The sequence below is a fragment of the Millisia brevis NBRC 105863 genome (assembly GCF_001552615.1).
GTDB lineage: Bacteria > Actinomycetota > Actinomycetes > Mycobacteriales > Mycobacteriaceae > Millisia > Millisia brevis.
On record NZ_BCRN01000003.1, the window covers coordinates 291541 to 309753 of the forward strand.

The 18213-nt window shown below is 69.0% G+C and carries 16 protein-coding genes and 1 tRNA gene; 12 read left to right on the forward strand and 5 right to left on the reverse strand.

Features of this window, described 5'->3' with window-relative positions; genetic code table 11:
* Positions 1-156 precede the first annotated feature (156 nt).
* On the forward strand, positions 157-2211 hold the full coding sequence (locus MB1_RS06125) for an NADPH-dependent 2,4-dienoyl-CoA reductase (RefSeq protein WP_066905044.1): 2055 nt from the start codon (positions 157-159) through the stop codon (positions 2209-2211).
* 25 nt (positions 2212-2236) lie between these two features.
* A complete protein-coding gene (gene cmrA / locus MB1_RS06130; protein ID WP_066904791.1) occupies positions 2237-3046 on the forward strand; it encodes a mycolate reductase in 810 nt (269 codons plus the stop codon).
* 6 nt (positions 3047-3052) lie between these two features.
* On the opposite strand, the gene MB1_RS06135 is transcribed toward cmrA, so the two are convergent.
* Positions 3053-4864 (reverse strand): helicase HerA-like domain-containing protein, encoded by a 1812-nt coding sequence (locus MB1_RS06135; protein WP_084351003.1) that lies wholly within the window; start codon positions 4862-4864, stop codon positions 3053-3055.
* A 75-nt stretch (positions 4865-4939) separates the two neighbouring features.
* Between MB1_RS06135 and orn the strand changes: the two genes are divergently transcribed.
* From orn to MB1_RS06150, 3 genes are all read left to right on the forward strand, one after another.
* Positions 4940-5563, forward strand: coding sequence for an oligoribonuclease (gene orn / locus MB1_RS06140; protein ID WP_066904793.1), 624 nt, complete (start codon positions 4940-4942; stop codon positions 5561-5563).
* A 60-nt stretch (positions 5564-5623) separates the two neighbouring features.
* A tRNA-His gene (locus MB1_RS06145) sits at positions 5624-5699 on the forward strand.
* A gap of 118 nt (positions 5700-5817) precedes the next feature.
* The gene (locus tag MB1_RS06150) at positions 5818-6213 is read left to right on the forward strand and encodes a cupin domain-containing protein (protein ID WP_084351004.1); all 396 of its coding nucleotides are present in this window, start codon (positions 5818-5820) and stop codon (positions 6211-6213) included.
* A 314-nt stretch (positions 6214-6527) separates the two neighbouring features.
* On the opposite strand, the gene MB1_RS06155 is transcribed toward MB1_RS06150, so the two are convergent.
* A complete protein-coding gene (locus MB1_RS06155; protein WP_066904797.1) occupies positions 6528-7715 on the reverse strand; it encodes a L,D-transpeptidase in 1188 nt (395 codons plus the stop codon).
* A 151-nt stretch (positions 7716-7866) separates the two neighbouring features.
* Positions 7867-8658 (reverse strand): carbon-nitrogen hydrolase family protein, encoded by a 792-nt coding sequence (locus MB1_RS06160; RefSeq protein WP_066904799.1) that lies wholly within the window; start codon positions 8656-8658, stop codon positions 7867-7869.
* A gap of 286 nt (positions 8659-8944) precedes the next feature.
* On the opposite strand from MB1_RS06160, the gene MB1_RS06165 reads away from it, so the two are divergent.
* Complete coding sequence (locus MB1_RS06165; protein ID WP_066904801.1) at positions 8945-10966, forward strand: sensor domain-containing phosphodiesterase; 2022 nt, start codon at positions 8945-8947, stop codon at positions 10964-10966.
* Between the two features lie 28 nt (positions 10967-10994).
* On the opposite strand, the gene MB1_RS06170 is transcribed toward MB1_RS06165, so the two are convergent.
* Positions 10995-11438, reverse strand: coding sequence for a MarR family winged helix-turn-helix transcriptional regulator (locus tag MB1_RS06170; RefSeq protein WP_066904803.1), 444 nt, complete (start codon positions 11436-11438; stop codon positions 10995-10997).
* A gap of 84 nt (positions 11439-11522) precedes the next feature.
* On the opposite strand from MB1_RS06170, the gene MB1_RS06175 reads away from it, so the two are divergent.
* The 3 genes from MB1_RS06175 to MB1_RS06185 all read left to right on the forward strand — a co-directional run bounded on the left by MB1_RS06175 (position 11523) and on the right by MB1_RS06185 (position 15112).
* Positions 11523-12098, forward strand: coding sequence for an NADPH-dependent F420 reductase (locus MB1_RS06175; protein WP_066904805.1), 576 nt, complete (start codon positions 11523-11525; stop codon positions 12096-12098).
* A gap of 345 nt (positions 12099-12443) precedes the next feature.
* Entirely contained in the window at positions 12444-13052 is a 609-nt protein-coding gene (gene kstR / locus MB1_RS06180) for a cholesterol catabolism transcriptional regulator KstR (RefSeq protein ID WP_066905046.1), read from the forward strand.
* Between the two features lie 143 nt (positions 13053-13195).
* On the forward strand, positions 13196-15112 hold the full coding sequence (locus MB1_RS06185; RefSeq protein ID WP_066904807.1) for a primary-amine oxidase: 1917 nt from the start codon (positions 13196-13198) through the stop codon (positions 15110-15112).
* A 23-nt stretch (positions 15113-15135) separates the two neighbouring features.
* Here MB1_RS06185 and MB1_RS06190 read toward each other — a convergent pair whose 3' ends face one another.
* Complete coding sequence (locus MB1_RS06190) at positions 15136-16584, reverse strand: MFS transporter (RefSeq protein ID WP_245650061.1); 1449 nt, start codon at positions 16582-16584, stop codon at positions 15136-15138.
* A gap of 173 nt (positions 16585-16757) precedes the next feature.
* Between MB1_RS06190 and MB1_RS06195 the strand changes: the two genes are divergently transcribed.
* Genes MB1_RS06195 through MB1_RS06205 form a run of 3 tightly spaced genes read left to right on the forward strand, consistent with a single transcriptional unit; the run spans position 16758 to position 18197 of the window.
* A complete protein-coding gene (locus MB1_RS06195; RefSeq protein WP_066904811.1) occupies positions 16758-17021 on the forward strand; it encodes a hypothetical protein in 264 nt (87 codons plus the stop codon).
* 10 nt (positions 17022-17031) lie between these two features.
* A complete protein-coding gene (locus MB1_RS06200) occupies positions 17032-17331 on the forward strand; it encodes a hypothetical protein (protein WP_066904813.1) in 300 nt (99 codons plus the stop codon).
* Complete coding sequence (locus MB1_RS06205) at positions 17328-18197, forward strand: hypothetical protein (protein WP_066904815.1); 870 nt, start codon at positions 17328-17330, stop codon at positions 18195-18197. Before MB1_RS06200 ends, MB1_RS06205 begins: the two co-directional genes overlap by 4 nt.
* Positions 18198-18213 lie beyond the last annotated feature (16 nt).

Sequence of the window (18213 nt, forward strand, 5' to 3'; positions counted from 1 at the left end):
TACCCGAACGCCGGCGCACCGAAACGAGACGCGGAAGGCACCCGACGTTCACTCGCTCGTTGACTTACTCTGCAGTAAGTTGGGAGTCGATGGGACCACATTCCTCCCCGGCCCGTGCGCAAGCACACGAGGAATGAGGTGATCCGAGGAGGATTCATGACCACCGCGCCCGCGGAACCACCGGTGTCGGCCGACAGCTGGGAGCTGCTGCTGCAGCCGCTCGAGCTCGGCCCGATCACGCTGCGCAATCGCGTGATGATGGGATCGATGCACACCGGGCTCGAGGACCGCGCCTACCACGTCGACCGGCTTGCGGCGTACTTCGGCGAACGCGCCCGCGGCGGCGTCGGGCTGATCGTCACCGGCGGCTACGCACCCAATCGGCGCGGCACCCTGCTGCCCGCCGGCGCCAAGCTGACCAACCGATTCGAGGCCCGCCGACACCGGCGGATCACCGACGCCGTACACGCCCATGGCGCGCACATCCTGCTGCAGATCCTGCACGCCGGTCGCTACGCCTACCACCCGTACAGCGTCTCGGCCTCGTCGATCAAGGCCCCGATCAATCCCTTCCGCCCCTGGAAACTGACCGATCGCGGGATCCGCCGACATATCGAGCACTACGCCCGCTGCGCCCGGCTGGCCCGCGAGGGCGGCTACGACGGCGTCGAGGTGATGGGCGGCGAGGGCTATCTGATCAACCAGTTCCTCGCCCCGCGCACCAACCGCCGCAAGGACCGATGGGGCGGCTCCACCGAGAACCGGCAGCGCTTCCCCCTCGAGATCGTGCGCGCGATTCGACGCGAGGTCGGCAGCGACTTCGTGATCGCCTTCCGCCTGTCGATCCTCGAGTTGGTCGAGGACGGCCAGACCGTCGAGGAGGCGATCGCGCTTGCGCAGCGCCTCGAGGACGCCGGGGTCACGCTGATCAATACCGATATCGGCTGGCACGAGGCACGGGTGCCGACCATCGTCACCTCGGTTCCGCGCGCGGCCTTCGTCGATGCGACCGAACGGGTCGCCGACAAGGTCTCGATTCCCGTGGCGGCGTCGAATCGCATCAATATGCCGCAGACCGCCGAGGCGATCCTGCGCAACGGCAAGGTCGCCCTCATCTCGATGGCACGGCCGCTGCTCGCCGACCCGGAGTGGGTGAACAAGACCGGGCAGAACCGCGCCGACGAGATCAACACCTGCGTCGCCTGCAATCAGGCCTGCCTCGACCACGCCTTCGTCCACAAGACGGTGTCCTGCCTGGTCAATCCGCGCGCCGGACACGAGACCGACCTGATCCTGCTGCCGACGAGACGCAGCCGGCGGATCGCGGTCGTCGGCGCCGGCCCGGCCGGACTCGCAGCGGCGACAGCCCTCGCCGAACGCGGCCACGCGGTCACCCTCTTCGAGGCCGGAGCGGATATCGGCGGCCAGTTCGCGATCGCCCGGCGCATCCCCGGCAAGGAGGAGTTCGCCGAGACGATCCGCTACTTCCGCCGCCGCATCGAGATCACCGGGGTCGACCTGCGCCTGAACACCCGAGCCGACGCCGACATGCTCGCCGAGTTCAACCGGGTCATCATCGCCACCGGGGTCCGCCCACGGGTGCCGCATATCGAGGGCATCGACCATCCGAAGGTGGTCACCTACGACCGGGCGGTGCTCGGCGACATCGAGATCGGCCGGTCGGTCGCGGTGATCGGCGCCGGCGGGATCGGCCACGACGTCAGCGAATTCCTGACCACCGAACACTCCCCCACCCTCGACCTCGAGGCCTGGAAGCGGGAATGGGGCGTCACCGACGACACCCACGTGCGCGGCTCGGTGGTCCCGCCGCAGCCCGAACCGTCACCGCGCGAGGTGTACCTGCTGCAGCGCAGCCCCGGGCGGATGGGCGGTCGGCTCGGCCGCACCACCGGATGGGTCCACCGGGCGGCGTTGTCCGCCAAGGGAGTCGAGCGGATATCCGGGGTCGAATACGTCCGCATCGACGACGACGGCCTGCACATCCGGGTCGGCGACGACCTGATGATCCGGCGGGTCCTGCCCGTCGACACGGTCATCCTGTGCGCCGGCCAGGAGTCGGTGCGCGAGCTCTACGACGAACTCGCCGCGCGCGGCGTTCCGGTCGAGATCATCGGGGGCGCCGACGTCGCCGCGGAGATCGACGCCAAGCGGGCGATCGACCAGGGAACCCGACTCGCCGCAAGCCTGTAGCCCCCACCCGCTAGGGTCGCTGCTTGTGAGTCTTCCCTCCCCTGATCCCCAGTCGCGCGCGGTGGTCACCGGAGCCTCCTCCGGGATCGGCCGTGCGCTGGCCGTCGAACTGGCCGCCCGCGGCTACAACCTGATCGTCGCCGCCCGCCGCGGCGATCTGCTCGACACCCTCGCCGGTGAGGTGACCGACCGCTACGGCGTGCAGGTCGAGGTCCGCGTGGTCGACCTGTCCGACCGCGAGGCGCGCGGCGAACTGAGCGACGAGATCGCCGGCCGCAATATCTCGATCCTGTGCAATAACGCCGGCATCGCCACCTTCGGCGCGGTCGCCGACCTCGACCCGGCCTACGAGCGCGCCCAGGTCGAGCTCAATGCCGTTGCGGTGCACGACCTCACGCTCGCGGTGCTGCCCGGCATGCTCGAGCGCGCCACCGGCGGCATCCTGGTCACCGGCTCCGCCGCCGGCAATATGGCGATCCCGAACAACGCGACCTACGCCGCGACCAAGGCCTTCGCCAATACCTTCACCGAGTCGCTGCACGGCGAACTGCGCGGCAGCGGCGTCAACGTGACCCTGCTCGCGCCCGGCCCGGTCCGCACCGAGGTGCCGCCGGTGCAGGAGCAGTCGATCGTCGACCGGCTCGTCCCGGACGCGCTGTGGATCTCCAACGAGATCACCGCGCGCGGCTCCCTCGACGCGCTCGCGAAGAACCGGATGCGCTACGTCCCCGGCCTGATCGGCAAGGGCCTGTCGTTGGCCGGGCAGTTCAGCCCGCGCAGCATCAGCGCACCGATCGCCGGAGCCTTCTACGGAAAGCTCGGCGCCGGTTCCTGATTCACCTCACCTGCGACGACGGCGACCGGTGCCGAAGATGCTGCGGCCGATCTCCCGACCCGCGGCGCTGGCCGCCGAGCGCAGGAAGCTCTTCACCGCGGGGTTCTGCATCATCTTGTCGACCATCGAATCGTCCTGGATCGGCGGGGGCGGCGGCAGATCGTCGGGCACCGACACCGGCGCCGGCGGCGGCGCGAGGCGGGCGGTGAGCATCTCGTAGGCCGAGTTGCGGTCGATCGTCTGCGCATAGCGGCCGTGCAGCGGCGACGCGCCGGCGGCCGCGGTGATCGCGTCGTTGCCGATCGTATCCATCAACGACTGCGGTGGCCGAATCTTGGTCCACGCCACAGGTGTTGGCGCGCCTCGCTCCGAGAGCACCGTCACGATCGCCTCGCCGGTGCCCAGCGCGGTCAAATCCTGCTCGAGATCGTAGGTATCGGTCTTCGGGTAGGTGCGCACCGTGGCGCGCAACGCCTTCTGGTCGTCCGGGGTGAACGCGCGCAGGGCATGCTGGACGCGCGCACCGAGCTGCGAGAGCACCTCCTTGGGCACGTCGGTCGGCAGCTGCGTGCAGAAGAAGACGCCGACCCCCTTGGAGCGAATCAGCTTGACCGTCTGCTCGACCTGCGCGAGGAACGCCTTCGAGGCGTCCGAGAACAACAGATGCGCCTCGTCGAAGATGAAGACCACCTTCGGCTTGTCGACGTCGCCGACCTCCGGCAGATTCTGGAATAGGTCCGCCAGCACCCACATCAGGAAGGTCGAGAACATCGTCTGCCGGGTGGACAGCTGCGCGAACTCGAACAGGCTGATCACCCCGCGCCCGTCCGCGTCGATCCGCATCAGGTCGGCGGTGTCGAATTCCGGTTCGCCGAAGAAGGTGTCGCCACCGTCGGCCTCCAGATTGACCAACGCCCGCAGGATCACCCCGGCGGTCTGCGAGGACACCCCGCCGATGCCCTTGAGGTCGGCCTTGCCTTCGTCGCTGGTCAGGTAGGCGATCACCGAGCGCAGATCCTTCAGGTCCAGCAGCGGCAGACCCTGCCCGTCGGCCCAATGGAAGATCAGCCCGAGGGTCGACTCCTGGGTGGCGTTGAGGCTCAGGACCTTGCTGAGCAGGATCGGTCCGAAGGCGGTGATCGTCGCGCGGACCGGGGTGGCGATCCCCTCGGAGCCGAGCGACCAGAACGCCGTCGGGAAGGCGGACGGCGACCAATCCGCGGCACCGGTCTTGGCGGCGCGTTCGCGCAGTTTCGGGTTGTCCTCGGCGGCGCGCGAGAGGCCCGACAGGTCGCCCTTGATGTCGGCGAGCACCACCGGAACCCCGTTGGCGGAGAGCTGTTCGGCGATCGCCTGCAGTGTCCGGGTCTTGCCGGTACCGGTCGCACCGGCGACCAGCCCGTGCCGGTTCATCGTCGCCAACGGGATGCGCACCCGCGCGTTCGGGAAGGTCTCGTCGCCGACCACCACGGTGCCGAGCTCCACCGCCGGGCCGCCCGCGGCGTAACCGGCCGCGATCGCGTCCGCCGCAGCGGATCCGGCGCTCGCCGGCGCGGCCTCGGGAGCGGGGGCCGCGGCAGGAGCGGAGGTGGCTTCGGGAACGGGCGTGGCTTCGGGCGCGGGGTCGGCAGGAGCGGCCACCTCGCGGGCCGGGGTCTTCGCGGCGGCATCGGCGGCGGCCTGCGCCTCGAGCCGGGCCACCTCGTCGGCGGCGGCCTGCGCGGCCTTGGCCGCCTCCTCGGCGGCGCGGCGGGCGGCGGCGATCGGATCCGCCGGTGCGGCGGGCTGGGGGTCGGTTGCGGACGAATCAGCCGACATATGCGGGCCTCCCGAGTGCGTGATGATCCACCGCCAGACCTTAGTCGTTACAGCCGCCGGCTAGGCTTGGCGGCTGTGCAGGACAAACTGGTATGGGTCGATTGTGAAATGACCGGTCTCGATCTGAAGACCGACAAGCTGATCGAAGTTGCCGTCTTGGTGACCGACAACGACCTGAACATTCTCGACGAGGGCCTCGACATCGTCATCCGCGCCGACGACGACGCGTTGGCCGCCATGCCCGAAGTTGTGGCGCAGATGCATGCCAAGTCGGGTCTGACCGAAGAGGTTCGTGCGTCGACGGTCAGCCTCGAGGAGGCGACCGAGCAGGTGCTGGCGTACATCGTCTCGCACGTCCCGCAGCCATCGTCGGCGCCGCTGGCCGGCAACTCGATCGCCACCGACCGGGGCTTCATCGCCCGCGACATGCCCGGCGTGGACAGCCACCTGCATTACCGGATGATCGATGTCAGCTCGATCAAGGAGCTGTGCCGGCGCTGGTATCCGCGGATCTACTTCGGTCAGCCGCAGAAGGGGCTGAGCCACCGGGCGCTCGCCGATATCGAGGAATCGGTGCGTGAACTGCAGTTCTACCGCCGCACCGCGTTCGTTCCGCTGCCCGGGCCGACCACCGAGGAGATCCGGCAGGTCGTCGTGGACATCGGCGGCGTGGTGCCGGAACCACCCGCCGGCACATAAGGCGATTAGGACGCCGCCGACCGGCACGCTAGTATCTACGGAGCCGCTTCGGTGGCTGCGGTGAGTGTAGTTCAGTTGGTAGAGCACCAGGTTGTGATCCTGGCTGTCGCGGGTTCGAGTCCCGTCACTCACCCCAAGGAGCGAGGTGCGAGCCGCGGAGGGCAAATTCTCCGCTCGGCTCGCACCTCGTTCTCGTTTCGGGTGATGATGACCTCCGTCCGCGTTATTGCTGCGTCCGGAATGCGGGGTGCGCCGTGTCGTCACCGTTCGTTCGTCACGTTTCCGAGGGTTCCCGGGTCGATTGGGACGATCCCCGAGACGGATTGCTGTCCTTCACCTCGCCGGTCGGCGACGGAACCACCCCCTCGGACACGCTGACCGCCGGGGTCTGCGTCGTACCCGCCGGCGGCTGGCTCGGCCTGCACAGCCACGAGGCCGCCGAGGTCTACCACGTGCTCACGGGCACCGGCAGTGTCCACCTCGCCGGGGCGGAGCAGCCGGTTCGGGCGGGCAGCATGGTGTTCATTCCGTCCGGGTGCACACACGGGATCCGCAATACCGGCGAGAGCGACCTCGAGTTCTTCTACGTCTACGCGGCCGACTCCATGGAGGACGAGCGCACCCGATTCCGGTATCCCACCGCGGAATAGTCGCCCGGTGCGCTCGGCACCGATCGCACATCAAGATCATCGAAAGTCGAATAGTCCGAGCGTGTTACACATGATGCAAATGTGACGTATGGTGACGATGGCGCATGTGGGGATGATGCGCACTCGTGCGCTGCTCCGGAGACGTCCGGAGCAGCGCGCCACCCCCGGCGGCCACGTCACACCACGGTCCACAGCGATGCGGCGAGGACAATAGTTCCTCGCCGACGCTCTCCCGAGCACCGTGTGCACCCACCCGAGAACGACACAGCGCCCGAGCCGAAGCCCGGGCGCTGCGTGTAGGCGATTCCGGAAAGTCAGTCGTTGGCGTTGCCGGCCTTCCAGGTGGCCCAGGGGATGTTCCAGTCGCCGAGGCCATCGGTACCCGGCAGCGTGGGGCCAACGGTATTGCTGACGACGACGAGGTCACCGCGCTTGGTGTTGTCGTAGACCCACTTGGCGTTCTCGGTGCTCAGATTCAGGCAGCCGTGGCTGACGTTGGTGTAACCCTGCTGGCCGACCGACCACGGCGCGGCGTGGAAGAAGATACCGCTGTACGACATCCGCGTCGCCCACTCGACCTCGGTCCGGTAGCCCTGCGCGGAGTCGACCGGCACGCCGTAGGTGGACGAGTCCATCACCATCTCCGCGAACCGGTCGCCGATGATGTAGACACCGTTGTCCGTCGGCGCGGAGTCCTTGCCCATCGAGGTCGGCATCGTCTTGACCACCTGGCCGTTGACCGTGAAGGTCACCTGCTTGGTGTTGTCGTCGGCGTAGGCGATCACCGCGTCGCCGATCGTGAACGAACTGGTGACGTCCTGCTGCCCGAAGAGCCCGTCGCCCAGGTCGCGGCCGTAGACGTTCACCGCGACGTTGACCGTGGTGCCCGGCGCCCAGTACTCGGCGGGCCGCCAGCGGACCTCGCGGTTGTTCACCCAGTAGAACGCGCCCTCGACCGGCGGATCGGTGGTCACGGTGATCGCGTTCTGCGCGGCCAGCCGGTCGGGGATGTCCTCGTCGAACTGGACCGCCACCGGCTGCCCGATGCCGACGGTCGAACCGTCGTTCGGCAGGACGTACGGCATGGTGACGTTGCCGGGCGAACTGGTGGTGAAGGACGTCTGCGTCGCGGTGGTGCCGCCGAGGCCGAAGGCCGTGGTGTCGATGGAGTAGGTGCGGTTGTACCCGAGCGGTTCGGTCGACTGCCAGGTGGTGCCGTCGGGCTGGATCGCCCCGGTCACCTCGTCGCCCGCGGGGTTGCGCACCGTCACGGTCTGTAGGCGCCCCTCGGTGACCGAAACGGTCAACGGATCCGCCGGCGAGACCCCGACCGCACCGTCGGCGGCCGACGAGGCCACCTTGGGCTTGATCATCTCGGCCACCGGATTGCGGTCGATGACGACGTCCGATTCCCCCGTTCCGCAGCCACCCAGAACCAACACGGCGGCAGTTGCCACCGCCGTCACGGGACGGCCCACAGCGCGCCGCCAACCCTCTACCATCGAATACCTCTCTTCGCCCCGCAGACCATAATGCCGGCCCCACGAACCGCCGCCCACTTCATTCATCGTCTCTCGCATCACTTTCATGACAGCTCAAGTAGGCCCGTGTCCAGCGCTTTTTCCGGCGAATCGGTCGTTCCGCCGAATTGAGTCAGAAGCGTTGATTGACCAGAACGGGTATTTCCGCCCGTACGGTTTCGGTTTCCGCCGGGTCGATATCCACCGTCAGCATTCCGGCCGCGGCGTCCAACTCGGCGATTACTTCACCGCGGGGAGTCGCCACCATGCTGTGCCCGATCCCCAGCGGGGCGCGCGGCGGCACGGTGCGCCCGGCGGTGGTCGGATCGGCCTGATCGGTCGCCAGGACGAAGGAGGTCGAGTCCAGGGCGCGGGCGCGCACCAGCAGCCGCCACTGCGCGAGCTTGCCCGGTCCGTCACCCCAGGACGCGGGCACGACGATCACTTCGGCGCCGTCGCGGGCCAATCGGGTGAACAGGCCGGGAAAGCGCAGGTCGTAGCAGGTGGCGATGCCCACTCCCACCCCGTCGACATCGACGACCACCGGCTCGGAGCCGGGCGCGACGGTCTCGGATTCGGCGAACCCGAAGGCGTCGAAGAGGTGGATCTTGTCGTAGGAGGCCTCGACGCCGCCGCCGGTGACCAGCACGGTATTGCGGATGCGGCCGTCGTCGGACGGGGTGAACATCCCCACCACCACGGTGACGCCGGCGGCATCGGCGATCCGGCGCACCCGATCGGCCCAGGGCCCGTCGAGCGGCTCGGCGATGTCCCGAATCCGTCCCCCGAACCGTCGCATCGTCGCTTCCGGGAAGACGACCAGCCGGGCACCGTCGTTGCGGGCGCGCTCGACCTCTCGTGCCACCAGCTCGAGATTCGCGGCGACGTCGGTACCCGCGGACAGTTGCACGAGGGAGACGATCACCGCCTCAGGCTAGTCCAGATCCCGACGAGTCGGTCATCCGACCGGTCCGTCGGTATTCATCAACGGTAGGTTCCTATAACCGCGAGTCCCCAACCGACACGGAGTGACCTCCAGTTCGGATATATTCGTCGCATGCCGCCCTTGCGTCGGTGCAGCCCGCGGGGCGCACAGCCGAACGACGACGTTCGCCGACATCCGCGACACGGTCGGTACGGCCACGCCGGCGAGGGATGCGGTCGTCGCTGTGCCGACACCATTCGGTCGACGCTCGTAACGAGGTGAGCCGGTGCTGTTTACGGAACGCATCGCCGTGGCCGAAGCCGCGGCCGAGGCCGCGCTGACTGCCGTCCTGTCCCACCCGGACGGTGTGCGCGCGTCGTACCAACCGATCGTTCGGCTCGGTTCCGGCGAGGTCGTCGGCTACGAGGCGCTGGCCCGGTGGCCGGCGACCCCGGATATCACACCGACCGAAATGTTTTCCGCGGCCAGGCGTCTCGGCCTCGCCGCTCAGCTCGACGACGCCTGCCGCACGGCGGCGATCACCGGCATCGCCGACACCGGATTCGGCCGATCCCAGACGCTGTTCGTCAATGTCGAAGTCGACTCGATCACCCCGAACGGCCTGGTCGCTCTGTCGACCCTCGCCCGCGGCCGGTGCCGGCTCGTCCTCGAACTGACCGAACGCTCATTGCTCGACAATCCGGGACGGGTGCTCGAGATCGCGGAGCAAGCAAGGGATCTCGGATTCGGGGTGGCCCTCGACGACGTCGGTTCGAACGCGGACTCGATGACGATGCTCGACTTCGTCGCCCCCGACATCATCAAGTTGGATCGATCCCTGCTGCGCACCACGGACTCTCCCGCCAACGCGGCGACGGTCGCGGCGGTCATCGCCCACGCGGAGGCGACCGGGGCGTTGATTCTCGTGGAGGGCATCGAGACCACGGAGGAACGGGCGCGGGCGATCACCTTCGGCGCGATCCTCGGGCAGGGCTGGCTGTTCGGGCATCCGGCCGCCCCGCCGACCACCCGTTGGCGCGGCGCCGGTCTGTCGGGGATCCCGCTCGGCCGGGGCGACCGGGGGACACCGGGGATGCCGTCGGACCTGATGATGATGCTGCCGACCGAGACCGCTTCGTCGGCAACGATCGTCGAGTTGATGCGCAATCTCGAGGATCACGCCCTGCAATTGCCGGAGCCGCTGACCATCCTGACCACCGTGTCGACACCGGAGCCCTCGATCGGGTCGATCCTGGCTCGCTACCGTCGCCTCGCCCGGGACAACGCCTTCGTGGCCCTGCTGTCGCCGGACCTACCGTCCGATCCTGCCCCCGGCGTCCGCGGCGGCACGGTCCCGATGAACGATCCCTTTGCCGGCGAGTGGGCCGTCGTGATCCTCGGACACAGCTACTGCGCCGCGCTGATCGCCCGCGACCCGGGTGATCCGGTGCCGTCGGAGCAGCGCCGGTTCCGCTATCTGTTGACCTTCGATCGCACGGTCACCACGATGGCCGCGCAGGCGATCATGCGCCGCATCGGGCCGATCGATCAACCGGTGGATGCCGCCCGTCCGATGCCGCCGATCGCCGCCGGCCCCGCGTACGACGTCCCGCTTGCCGCCGAGGGTCGACCGGAGCGGCGGACCGGGCCGGGAGCGCTGCGCATGCCGCGCGCCGACCCGATCCTGCTGGCGGCCACCGAGCCGGTGACGGTCTCCGCCGGCCGTGCGGGACGGGCCGAGGCCGAGGCCGAGCGGGGATCTTCCGAGCAGGCGGCTTCCGAGCGCGGCGCGTGCGAGCGCGACGAGCGATCGGCGCGCAGCCTGATGCTGCTCTTGGCGGGTCTCGAGATCCTCCCGTTGGCGGCGATGCTGTTGATCGGCGCGGCCGGGCAGCCGCCGGCGCGCCCCCTGGGGGTGCTGCTGACGGTTCTCGCAGCCGTGCTGGTCGCGACGTCCGGGCGCGGCGCCGCCACCGAGCGGACGCTGTGGGCGGCGACGATCGTCGGCCTGCCGGCGGTGGTGGCGGGTGCGGCTCTGCTGGATCCCGCCGCGGCGATTCCGCTGATCATCGTTCTGGCGGCCACCTTCACCATCGCGGCCGCGGTCGGCTCCGCGCGGCGCCGGGTCCTCGGCACGGCGCTCGCGGCGCTTGTCGGGATCGGTGTGGTGACGGTGGCGACCGCGGGGACGATCACCGTCGCCGGTCTGACCTGGTACGCCGGGGCCCTCGCGATCGCGCTGCCCCTGGTGGCGGTCGACCGACTTCGCCGCTCTCGGGCGCACACCGACGGCTCGGAGACGACCTAGCTCGGCCGAGCGACCGATCCAGCCGATGTCACTCGAGGCCGGCGACGATCTTGTCGAGCAGGGCACCGAGTTCGGCGACCTCCTTTTCGTCGAGCGCTTCGAAGAGAACCCGGCGAATCGTGTCGGAGGAACACTCCTCGGTGCGCCGCAAGACATCGATGCCGCTGTCGGTGAGCACCGCGTTGATCGCACGACCGTCGGCGGCGCAGGCGACCTTCTCGACCAGCCCGCGCCGTTCCAGACCCGCGACCGCCCGGGAGATGCGCGGCAGTCCCGATCGGGTGGTGTCGGCGAGGGCGGTCAACCGCAGTCGACCGGACTCGGCGGCGTGCAGCGCCTCGATGATCGCCAGCTCGAAGGCGGAGACCCCGCTGGGCGCGAGCCGCTGATCGAGGGCGAGGGTGAGCGCCTCGCCGACGGCGCGCAGATCGGCAGCGGTCGCCCGCTCCTGCGCTTCCCGACGAGTTCTCATGTTCCCAGGATAACACTTACTTGCGTAGTCAACTAAGACGAGCTAGGTTGTTAGTTGCAAGCGCAATCAATTTGAGGAGCGATCATGGCACGTTTCAGCGTTATCGGTACCGGCAATATGGGCTCCGCCATCGCGGGTCTGCTCGAGCGCGGAGGCGCCGAGGTCACCCGGGTCAGCCGCGACGAGACCGGCAGTGCACCCCTCGGCGACGTCGTCGTCCTGGCGGTTCCGTACCCGGCCCTCGCGGAGATCGTGAAGGCCTACGGCTCGCAGCTCGACGGCAAGGTCGTCGTCGACATCACCAACCCGCTCAACTTCGAGACCTTCGACAGCCTGGTCGTTTCGGCCGACGGTTCCGCCGCGGCCGAGGTCGCGCAGGCCGTCCCGGGTGCGCGCGTCCTCAAGGCGTTCAACACCAACTTCGCCGCCACCCTGGCCGGCGGCACGGTCGGCGACGCCCCGACCACCGTTCTGGTCGCCGGTGACGACGCCGACGCCAAGCAGACCCTGATCGACGCGATCACCGCCGGCGGCGAGTCCGCTGTCGACGCGGGCAGCCTGTCGCGGGCCCGTGAGCTCGAGGCGATCGGCTTCCTGCAGCTGACCCTCGCGGCTTCCGAGAAGATCGGCTGGACCGCGGGCTTCAACCTGTTCCGCTGATCGACCGGCGATCACTCGACGACGTGATCGCCCCACCAGGGGATCGCCCGACACCGCGCCGCACCCCGCCGTCACCGCATCCGTGGTGGCGACGGGGGCGGCGGTCGGTTGCCGGTCCCATCGGCACCCCGATGTGAATGTCCTCACCGGAGGGCCGCTCCCCCGCCGCGGTCGCCGTCGACCCCGATCCGAACGTGTTGTAATGCGCAGACCGGTCCGGTTGCACCGACGCTCCGCGCCGAGCATTCGATCGTCGCGATGCGGGGCGCGACCGCCGATCCGCGAGCCCGCGGTGGGAGGACTTCAGTGGCGCAACCACGCCTGTCGGCTCCGGTCGAGTCGACGATGGAACCCCCTCCCGGCCTGACGATGACCGGCACGTCCTCCCAGCGGGAGCGCCGACGCCGGATCCTGGACGCCACCCTCGCGTTGGCCTCCATGGGTGGCTACGACGCGGTGCAGATGCGCGCGGTCGCCGATCGCGCCGACGTCGCCGTCGGCACCCTCTACCGATACTTCCCCTCCAAGGTGCACCTGCTGGTCAGTGCCCTGGGACGCGAATTCGAACGCATCGACGCCGCCGCACCCGGGTCCGCCGGGCCGCGCGCGACCACCGCCGCGGAACGTCTGCACGGGATGATCCGCTACATCACCCGCACGATGCAGAAGGACCCGCTGCTGACCGAGGCGATGACCCGCGCGTTCATGTTCGCCGACGCGTCGGCATCCCCCGAGGTCGAACACGTCGTGCGGTTGATGGACCGCATCTTCGCCCGCGCGATCACCGACGATGAGCCCACGCAGCTCGACCTCGACGTCGCCCGGGTGATCAGCGACGTCTGGTTGGCCAATCTCGTCGCCTGGTTGACCCGCCGCTCCTCGGCCACCGATGTCGCCAATCGCATGGCCCTGACGATCGATCTGCTGCTCAACGGCAAGCCGTCCGAATCCTGAGACCTCCGCCGTCCGGCGCGCGCCGGACGCCCGGATATGCCAGCCTGGAAGGTGCGACGCCGCACGTCAGCGCCACGCCGTTCCTTGACCGCGCTGATCCCGCCGATCGGCGGTGGTCGGCCTGCGCACTTTCGGAGAAGTCGATGACCATCGCCCCGGTCGGTACCGCCCAGTCCATCCTCGGCAGTCTGAGCGAGGAGGAGATCCTCACCGCTCGCACCGTTCTCACCGACGCCGGCCTGGTGACGCCCACCACCCGGTTCGTCTACGTCGGCCTGGCCGAGCCGGACAAGTCGGATGTTCTGGCGCACCTGGCCGGCGACGGCCCCGCACCCGAGCGCCGCGCCCGTGTGATGCTGCTCGACATCGCGACCGGCGACGCCGCCGACACCCTGATCTCACTGGCGACCGGTTCGCTGTTGTCGTCCGCACAGATCGATCCGGAAATCGGTCAACTACCGATCCTCGACGAGGAGTTCACGATCGTCGCGGAGTTCCTCGCCGACGATCCGCAGTGGGGCGAAGCGCTCCGCAAGCGCGGTGTCGACCCGGCCAAGACCGTCGCCGTGCCGCTGTCGGCGGGCAGCTACGACAACCCGAACGAGGCCGGCAAGCGCATCATCCGGTCCTTCGCGTTCGTGATGAACGACGAGAAGGACCTGCCCTGGGCGCATCCGGTCGACGGCCTCTGCGCCTACGTCGACATCATCGCCCGCGAGGTGATCGACATCGTCGACTACCGCCTCTACGAGGTGCCGCAGGAGTCCGGCAACTTCGACACCCCCGAGGTCGCCGGCGAACCGCTGGAAGGCCTCAAGCCGATCGAGATCACCCAGCCCGAGGGGCCGAGTTTCACGGTCGACGGTGAGCACGTCGACTGGCTCACCTGGAGCTTCGATCTGTCCTTCGACGCCCGCGAGGGATTGATCCTGCGGCGGCTGAAGTACCAGGACCGGGACGTGATCTACCGCGCCTCGATCAACGAGATGGTCGTCCCCTACGGTGACCCGTCCCCGAACCGCTACTGGCAGAACTACTTCGACACCGGCGAGTACGTCTTCGGCAGGTACACCAACTCGTTGACGCTCGGCTGCGACTGTCTCGGCGAGATCCACTACTTCGACGCGACGTTGGCCGACGAGCAGGGCGCCCCGCGCACGATCACCAATGCGATCTGCATGCACGAGGAGGACTACGGCACCCTCTGGAAGCACAGCGACATCTTCAACGGGATGTCCGAGGTGCGCCGCCAACGCCGCCTGGTGATCAGCTTCTTCACCACCGTCGGCAACTACGACTACGGCTTCTACTGGTACCTCTACCTCGACGGCACCATCGAACTCGAGGCCAAGCTGACCGGTGTCGCGTTCACCGCCGCCTACCCCGAGGAGGGGTCGGACTACCAGAGCGCGGTCGCTCCCGGGCTCGGTCTGCCGTATCACCAGCATCTGTTCAACGCGCGGCTCGACATGATGGTCGACGGCACCGCCAACGCGGTCGAGGAGGTCGACGCGGTCTCGGTGCCGATGGGCGAGGGCAACCCGTGGGGCAACGCCTTCACCCTGCGCAAGACCCGCATCACCGAGGAGTCCGAGGGGTCGCGGCGGGCGAACGCGGAGGTGGGCCGCACCTGGCACATCATCAACACCGAGAAGACCGGCCGGATGGGCCACCACCCGTCGTACGCGTTGTACGCGCAGCAGAATCCGACGCTGCTGGCCGACCCGCAGTCGTCGATCGCCAAGCGTGCCGCCTTCACCACCAACCAGGTGTGGGTCACCAAGTACGACGTCGACGAGCGCTACGCGGCGGGCGATTACGTCAATCAGAGCAGCGGTGTCGCCGGGGTGAACACCTACCAGGAGGCGAACCGGCCGCTCGACGGCGAGGACATCGTCGTCTGGCATACCTTCGGGATCACGCACTTCCCGCGCACCGAGGATTGGCCGATCATGCCGGTCGACTACTCGGGCTTCACCCTCAAGCCGTACAACTTCGTCGACAAGTCCCCGGTGATGAACGTGCCGTCGACCGCGGCGAAGCACTGCCACCACCACTGACCGTCGCGCGGTTGTGCACACTCTCAGCGCGAGATGGGCACACCTCGGCGGCGCGGCAGCAACACGGCGGGGATCAGGATGCAGATCGCGCCGACTGCCGCGGCGCCGAGGGCGATCGCGAATCCGTCGATGGTCATGACGTTGGGCATGCCCGGCACGGTGTGGGCGGCGAGGATGGTCATCGCCATCGTGCTCGCCAGCGCGGTGCCGATATAGCGCATCAGGGTGTTGAAGCCGTTCGCGGCGCCGGTCTCGGACTCGGGGACGGCGTCCATGGTCAGGGTGGGCAGCGCGGCGTAGGTGAAGCCGGTCCCCAGGCCCAGCAGCCCGCCGAGGATGACCACCGCCCAGAGGTTCCCGAGGTTCAGGATCATCAGCACCAGCACGATCCCGTTGACGATCGACCCGATGATCAGGCTGGTCCGGCCGCCGAACCTGCGGGTGACGCGGCCACCGATCGGTGAGGTGACCATCATCATCAGGCCGCCGGGCATCGCCAGCAGGGCCGCGGTCAGCGCGGTGCGGCCGAAGCCGACGCCGTTGTGCGGCTGCATTTGCAGCAGGATCGGCATCAACACCATCGGGGTGTAGAGCACGTATCCGCCGGCGATCGCGGCCAGGTGGGTCAGCGCGGCGGCGCGCCGCACGGTGGTGCGCAAATCGATCAGCGGCTCGTCCCGATGCCATTCGAACCAGGCCCAGGCGGCCAGGATCAGCACCCCGCCGATGGCGAACGTCAGGGTCGCGGTGGAGGTCCACCCCCAGGCGGTGCCCTTGGACAGCGCCACCAGCAGCCCGAGGGTGCCCAGGGCGAGCCCGACGGCGCCGATCGGATCGAAACGAGCCGGGTGGGTGGCGCCGGCCGGGATCAGCAGCGCGATGGCGATCGCTACCATGACCGCCAGGGCGCCGGACAGCCAGAACGCGGAGTGCCAGTTGAGGTGCTCGACCGCGAGACCGCCGAGCGGCAGGCCGAGCGCGCCGCCGATCCCCAGGGTGGAGCTCATCAACGCCAGGCCGCCCGGCACCCGATCGCGCGGCAGGATCTCGCGCAGCGTGCTCATGCCCAGCGAGATCAGGGCGAGCCCGACACCCTGGAGGGCGCGCCCGACGATCAGCACCTCGATGGTGGGGGCGAATCCGGCGACGATCGAGCCGGTCAGCATCACCGCGAGGATGCCGAGCATCACCCGCTTCTTGCCGTACATATCGCCGAGGCGACCGGCGATCGGCGTGCACACCGCCGCGGCGAGCAGCGTGGCGGTGATGACCCAGGTGACGGTGGTGGTCGAGGTCGCGAGCAGCTGCGGGAGGATCGGGAACAGGGGCGTGACCAGCGTCTGCATCATCGAGCAGGCCATCCCGGCGATCGCCAGAACCGCGACGCGGGTGCGCGGTCCGGTCCGGTAGCGCAGTGGTACGCGGGCCGTGCGTGGAGCGATCCGGGATTCCAGAACCGGACTGTCCTCCACGTACGTCAACGCCATACTCCTCGGGCTGCGGGCGGCCGTCGACGACGAGCCAACACTATTTGATTAGGTAACCTTACTACCTATCGGTCGGCGGTTCGCCCCTTTTGCGGAACTCCGATCCCGGGCAACCGGCTTTAGGCTGACGACGCCACGTTTCCCGAACGCAAGGTCCGATGACGTTGACCGCTGTTCCCTCGGAGCTCTCCGCGCGTATCAGCGCCCTCGAGAGCCAGATGTTTCACCTCTACCAAACCCTCGGTATCCCATTGCCCTCCCCCGCGCAGAGCACCGCCGACGCGCTGCCGGGCGAGGTGCGCGACCTGGCCGACGCGGGTGAACGCGACCGGGCCATCCGTGCGGCGCTCGTGGCGCTCGGCCTGTCGCTGCAGGACGCCACACTGCGGGTCGACGGATATCTGCGCGGTCGAGGGCACTGAGCGCCGACCGATGCCCGACGACTACGAGCGGCTCGCCCTCGCCGCCGATCTGCATCTGACCCGCGATCGCCATCTGCTGACGGTCGCGACCTCGCGCTGGGAACCGGGGCTGTTCGTCTACGACCTCGAATACCTGACCGTCGAGGTGAAGCCGGCCCGCACCGGAACGGCGGTCGCCCTGGGGTCGCGCGGTGCGCACGTCACCTTTCAGGTGCTGCGGTTCACCCTCGACCCGGCGCAGTACACCCGCTTCGACGCCTTCGTCGCGCGGCTGCGGGACCACCGCGAGCGGATGCGGTCGGTGCAGTGAGCTATCGCTGGGCCGTCGGCACCCTCGGTCGCCCCATCTCGCAGCTGCAACGCCGGTTGGTCTACGGGGTATGCGGCCTGGCCGGCGCAGGCACGGCGGCGATTCTCGCGCTGATGCTCGGTTGGCGAGCCCTACCCGACGGCGTCACCGTCGCCCTGATCGTCGGCGCCCTCATCGCGGCGTTGGTACTGGCCACCGCGTCCGCGATGCGCAACCAACCGATCGGCGCGATCTACTTTCCGGTATCGGACGGCAGTTGGCTCGACCCGACCGGCCGCACATCGATCGACGCGGCAACCCTCGGTGGCGGTCGGCCCGAGCACTTCCCGGGTGGGCTGGTGGCGGTGACGGTCTTCGAGATGCACCGTTCGGGCCGCTTCTCCGCCGGGGAGGAACTGTTCGAGGCGTCGGTGATCGTCAGCGCGCCCGGCATGGACGCCTACCTCACCCGCGTCCTGATGCACCTGCGCGACGGTGATCGCGAACGGTGGCGGCCCGGCCGGCGCCTGCTGGGCGCCCGCTTCGAAGCGGACCGTCCCGACGTGGCGGTCCTGCCCGACGGGTACGCGGGCATCCTGGCCCCGGATGGGCGTGGCTACGCCGAGCGAGTGCTGGCCGAGGCGCCCGGACCCGAGGTCGCCGGTCGACTCGCGGTGTGGGATGCGCACACCTACAAGCTCCTGCGGACCTATGTGCAGACCTCGCTCGCCCTGCGCTATCAGCGTCCGGACGCGATCGTGCGCGATATCGTCGCCCGCCGGGACTGGATGCGCTATCTGCGGATGATCGGGGTCTTCGCGGGCGCCTTCGCGACCACCCTGTCGGCCGCCGCGATGGTGACGCTGATCCGGCACCTCGAGCTGTAACCCCAGCCGCACACCG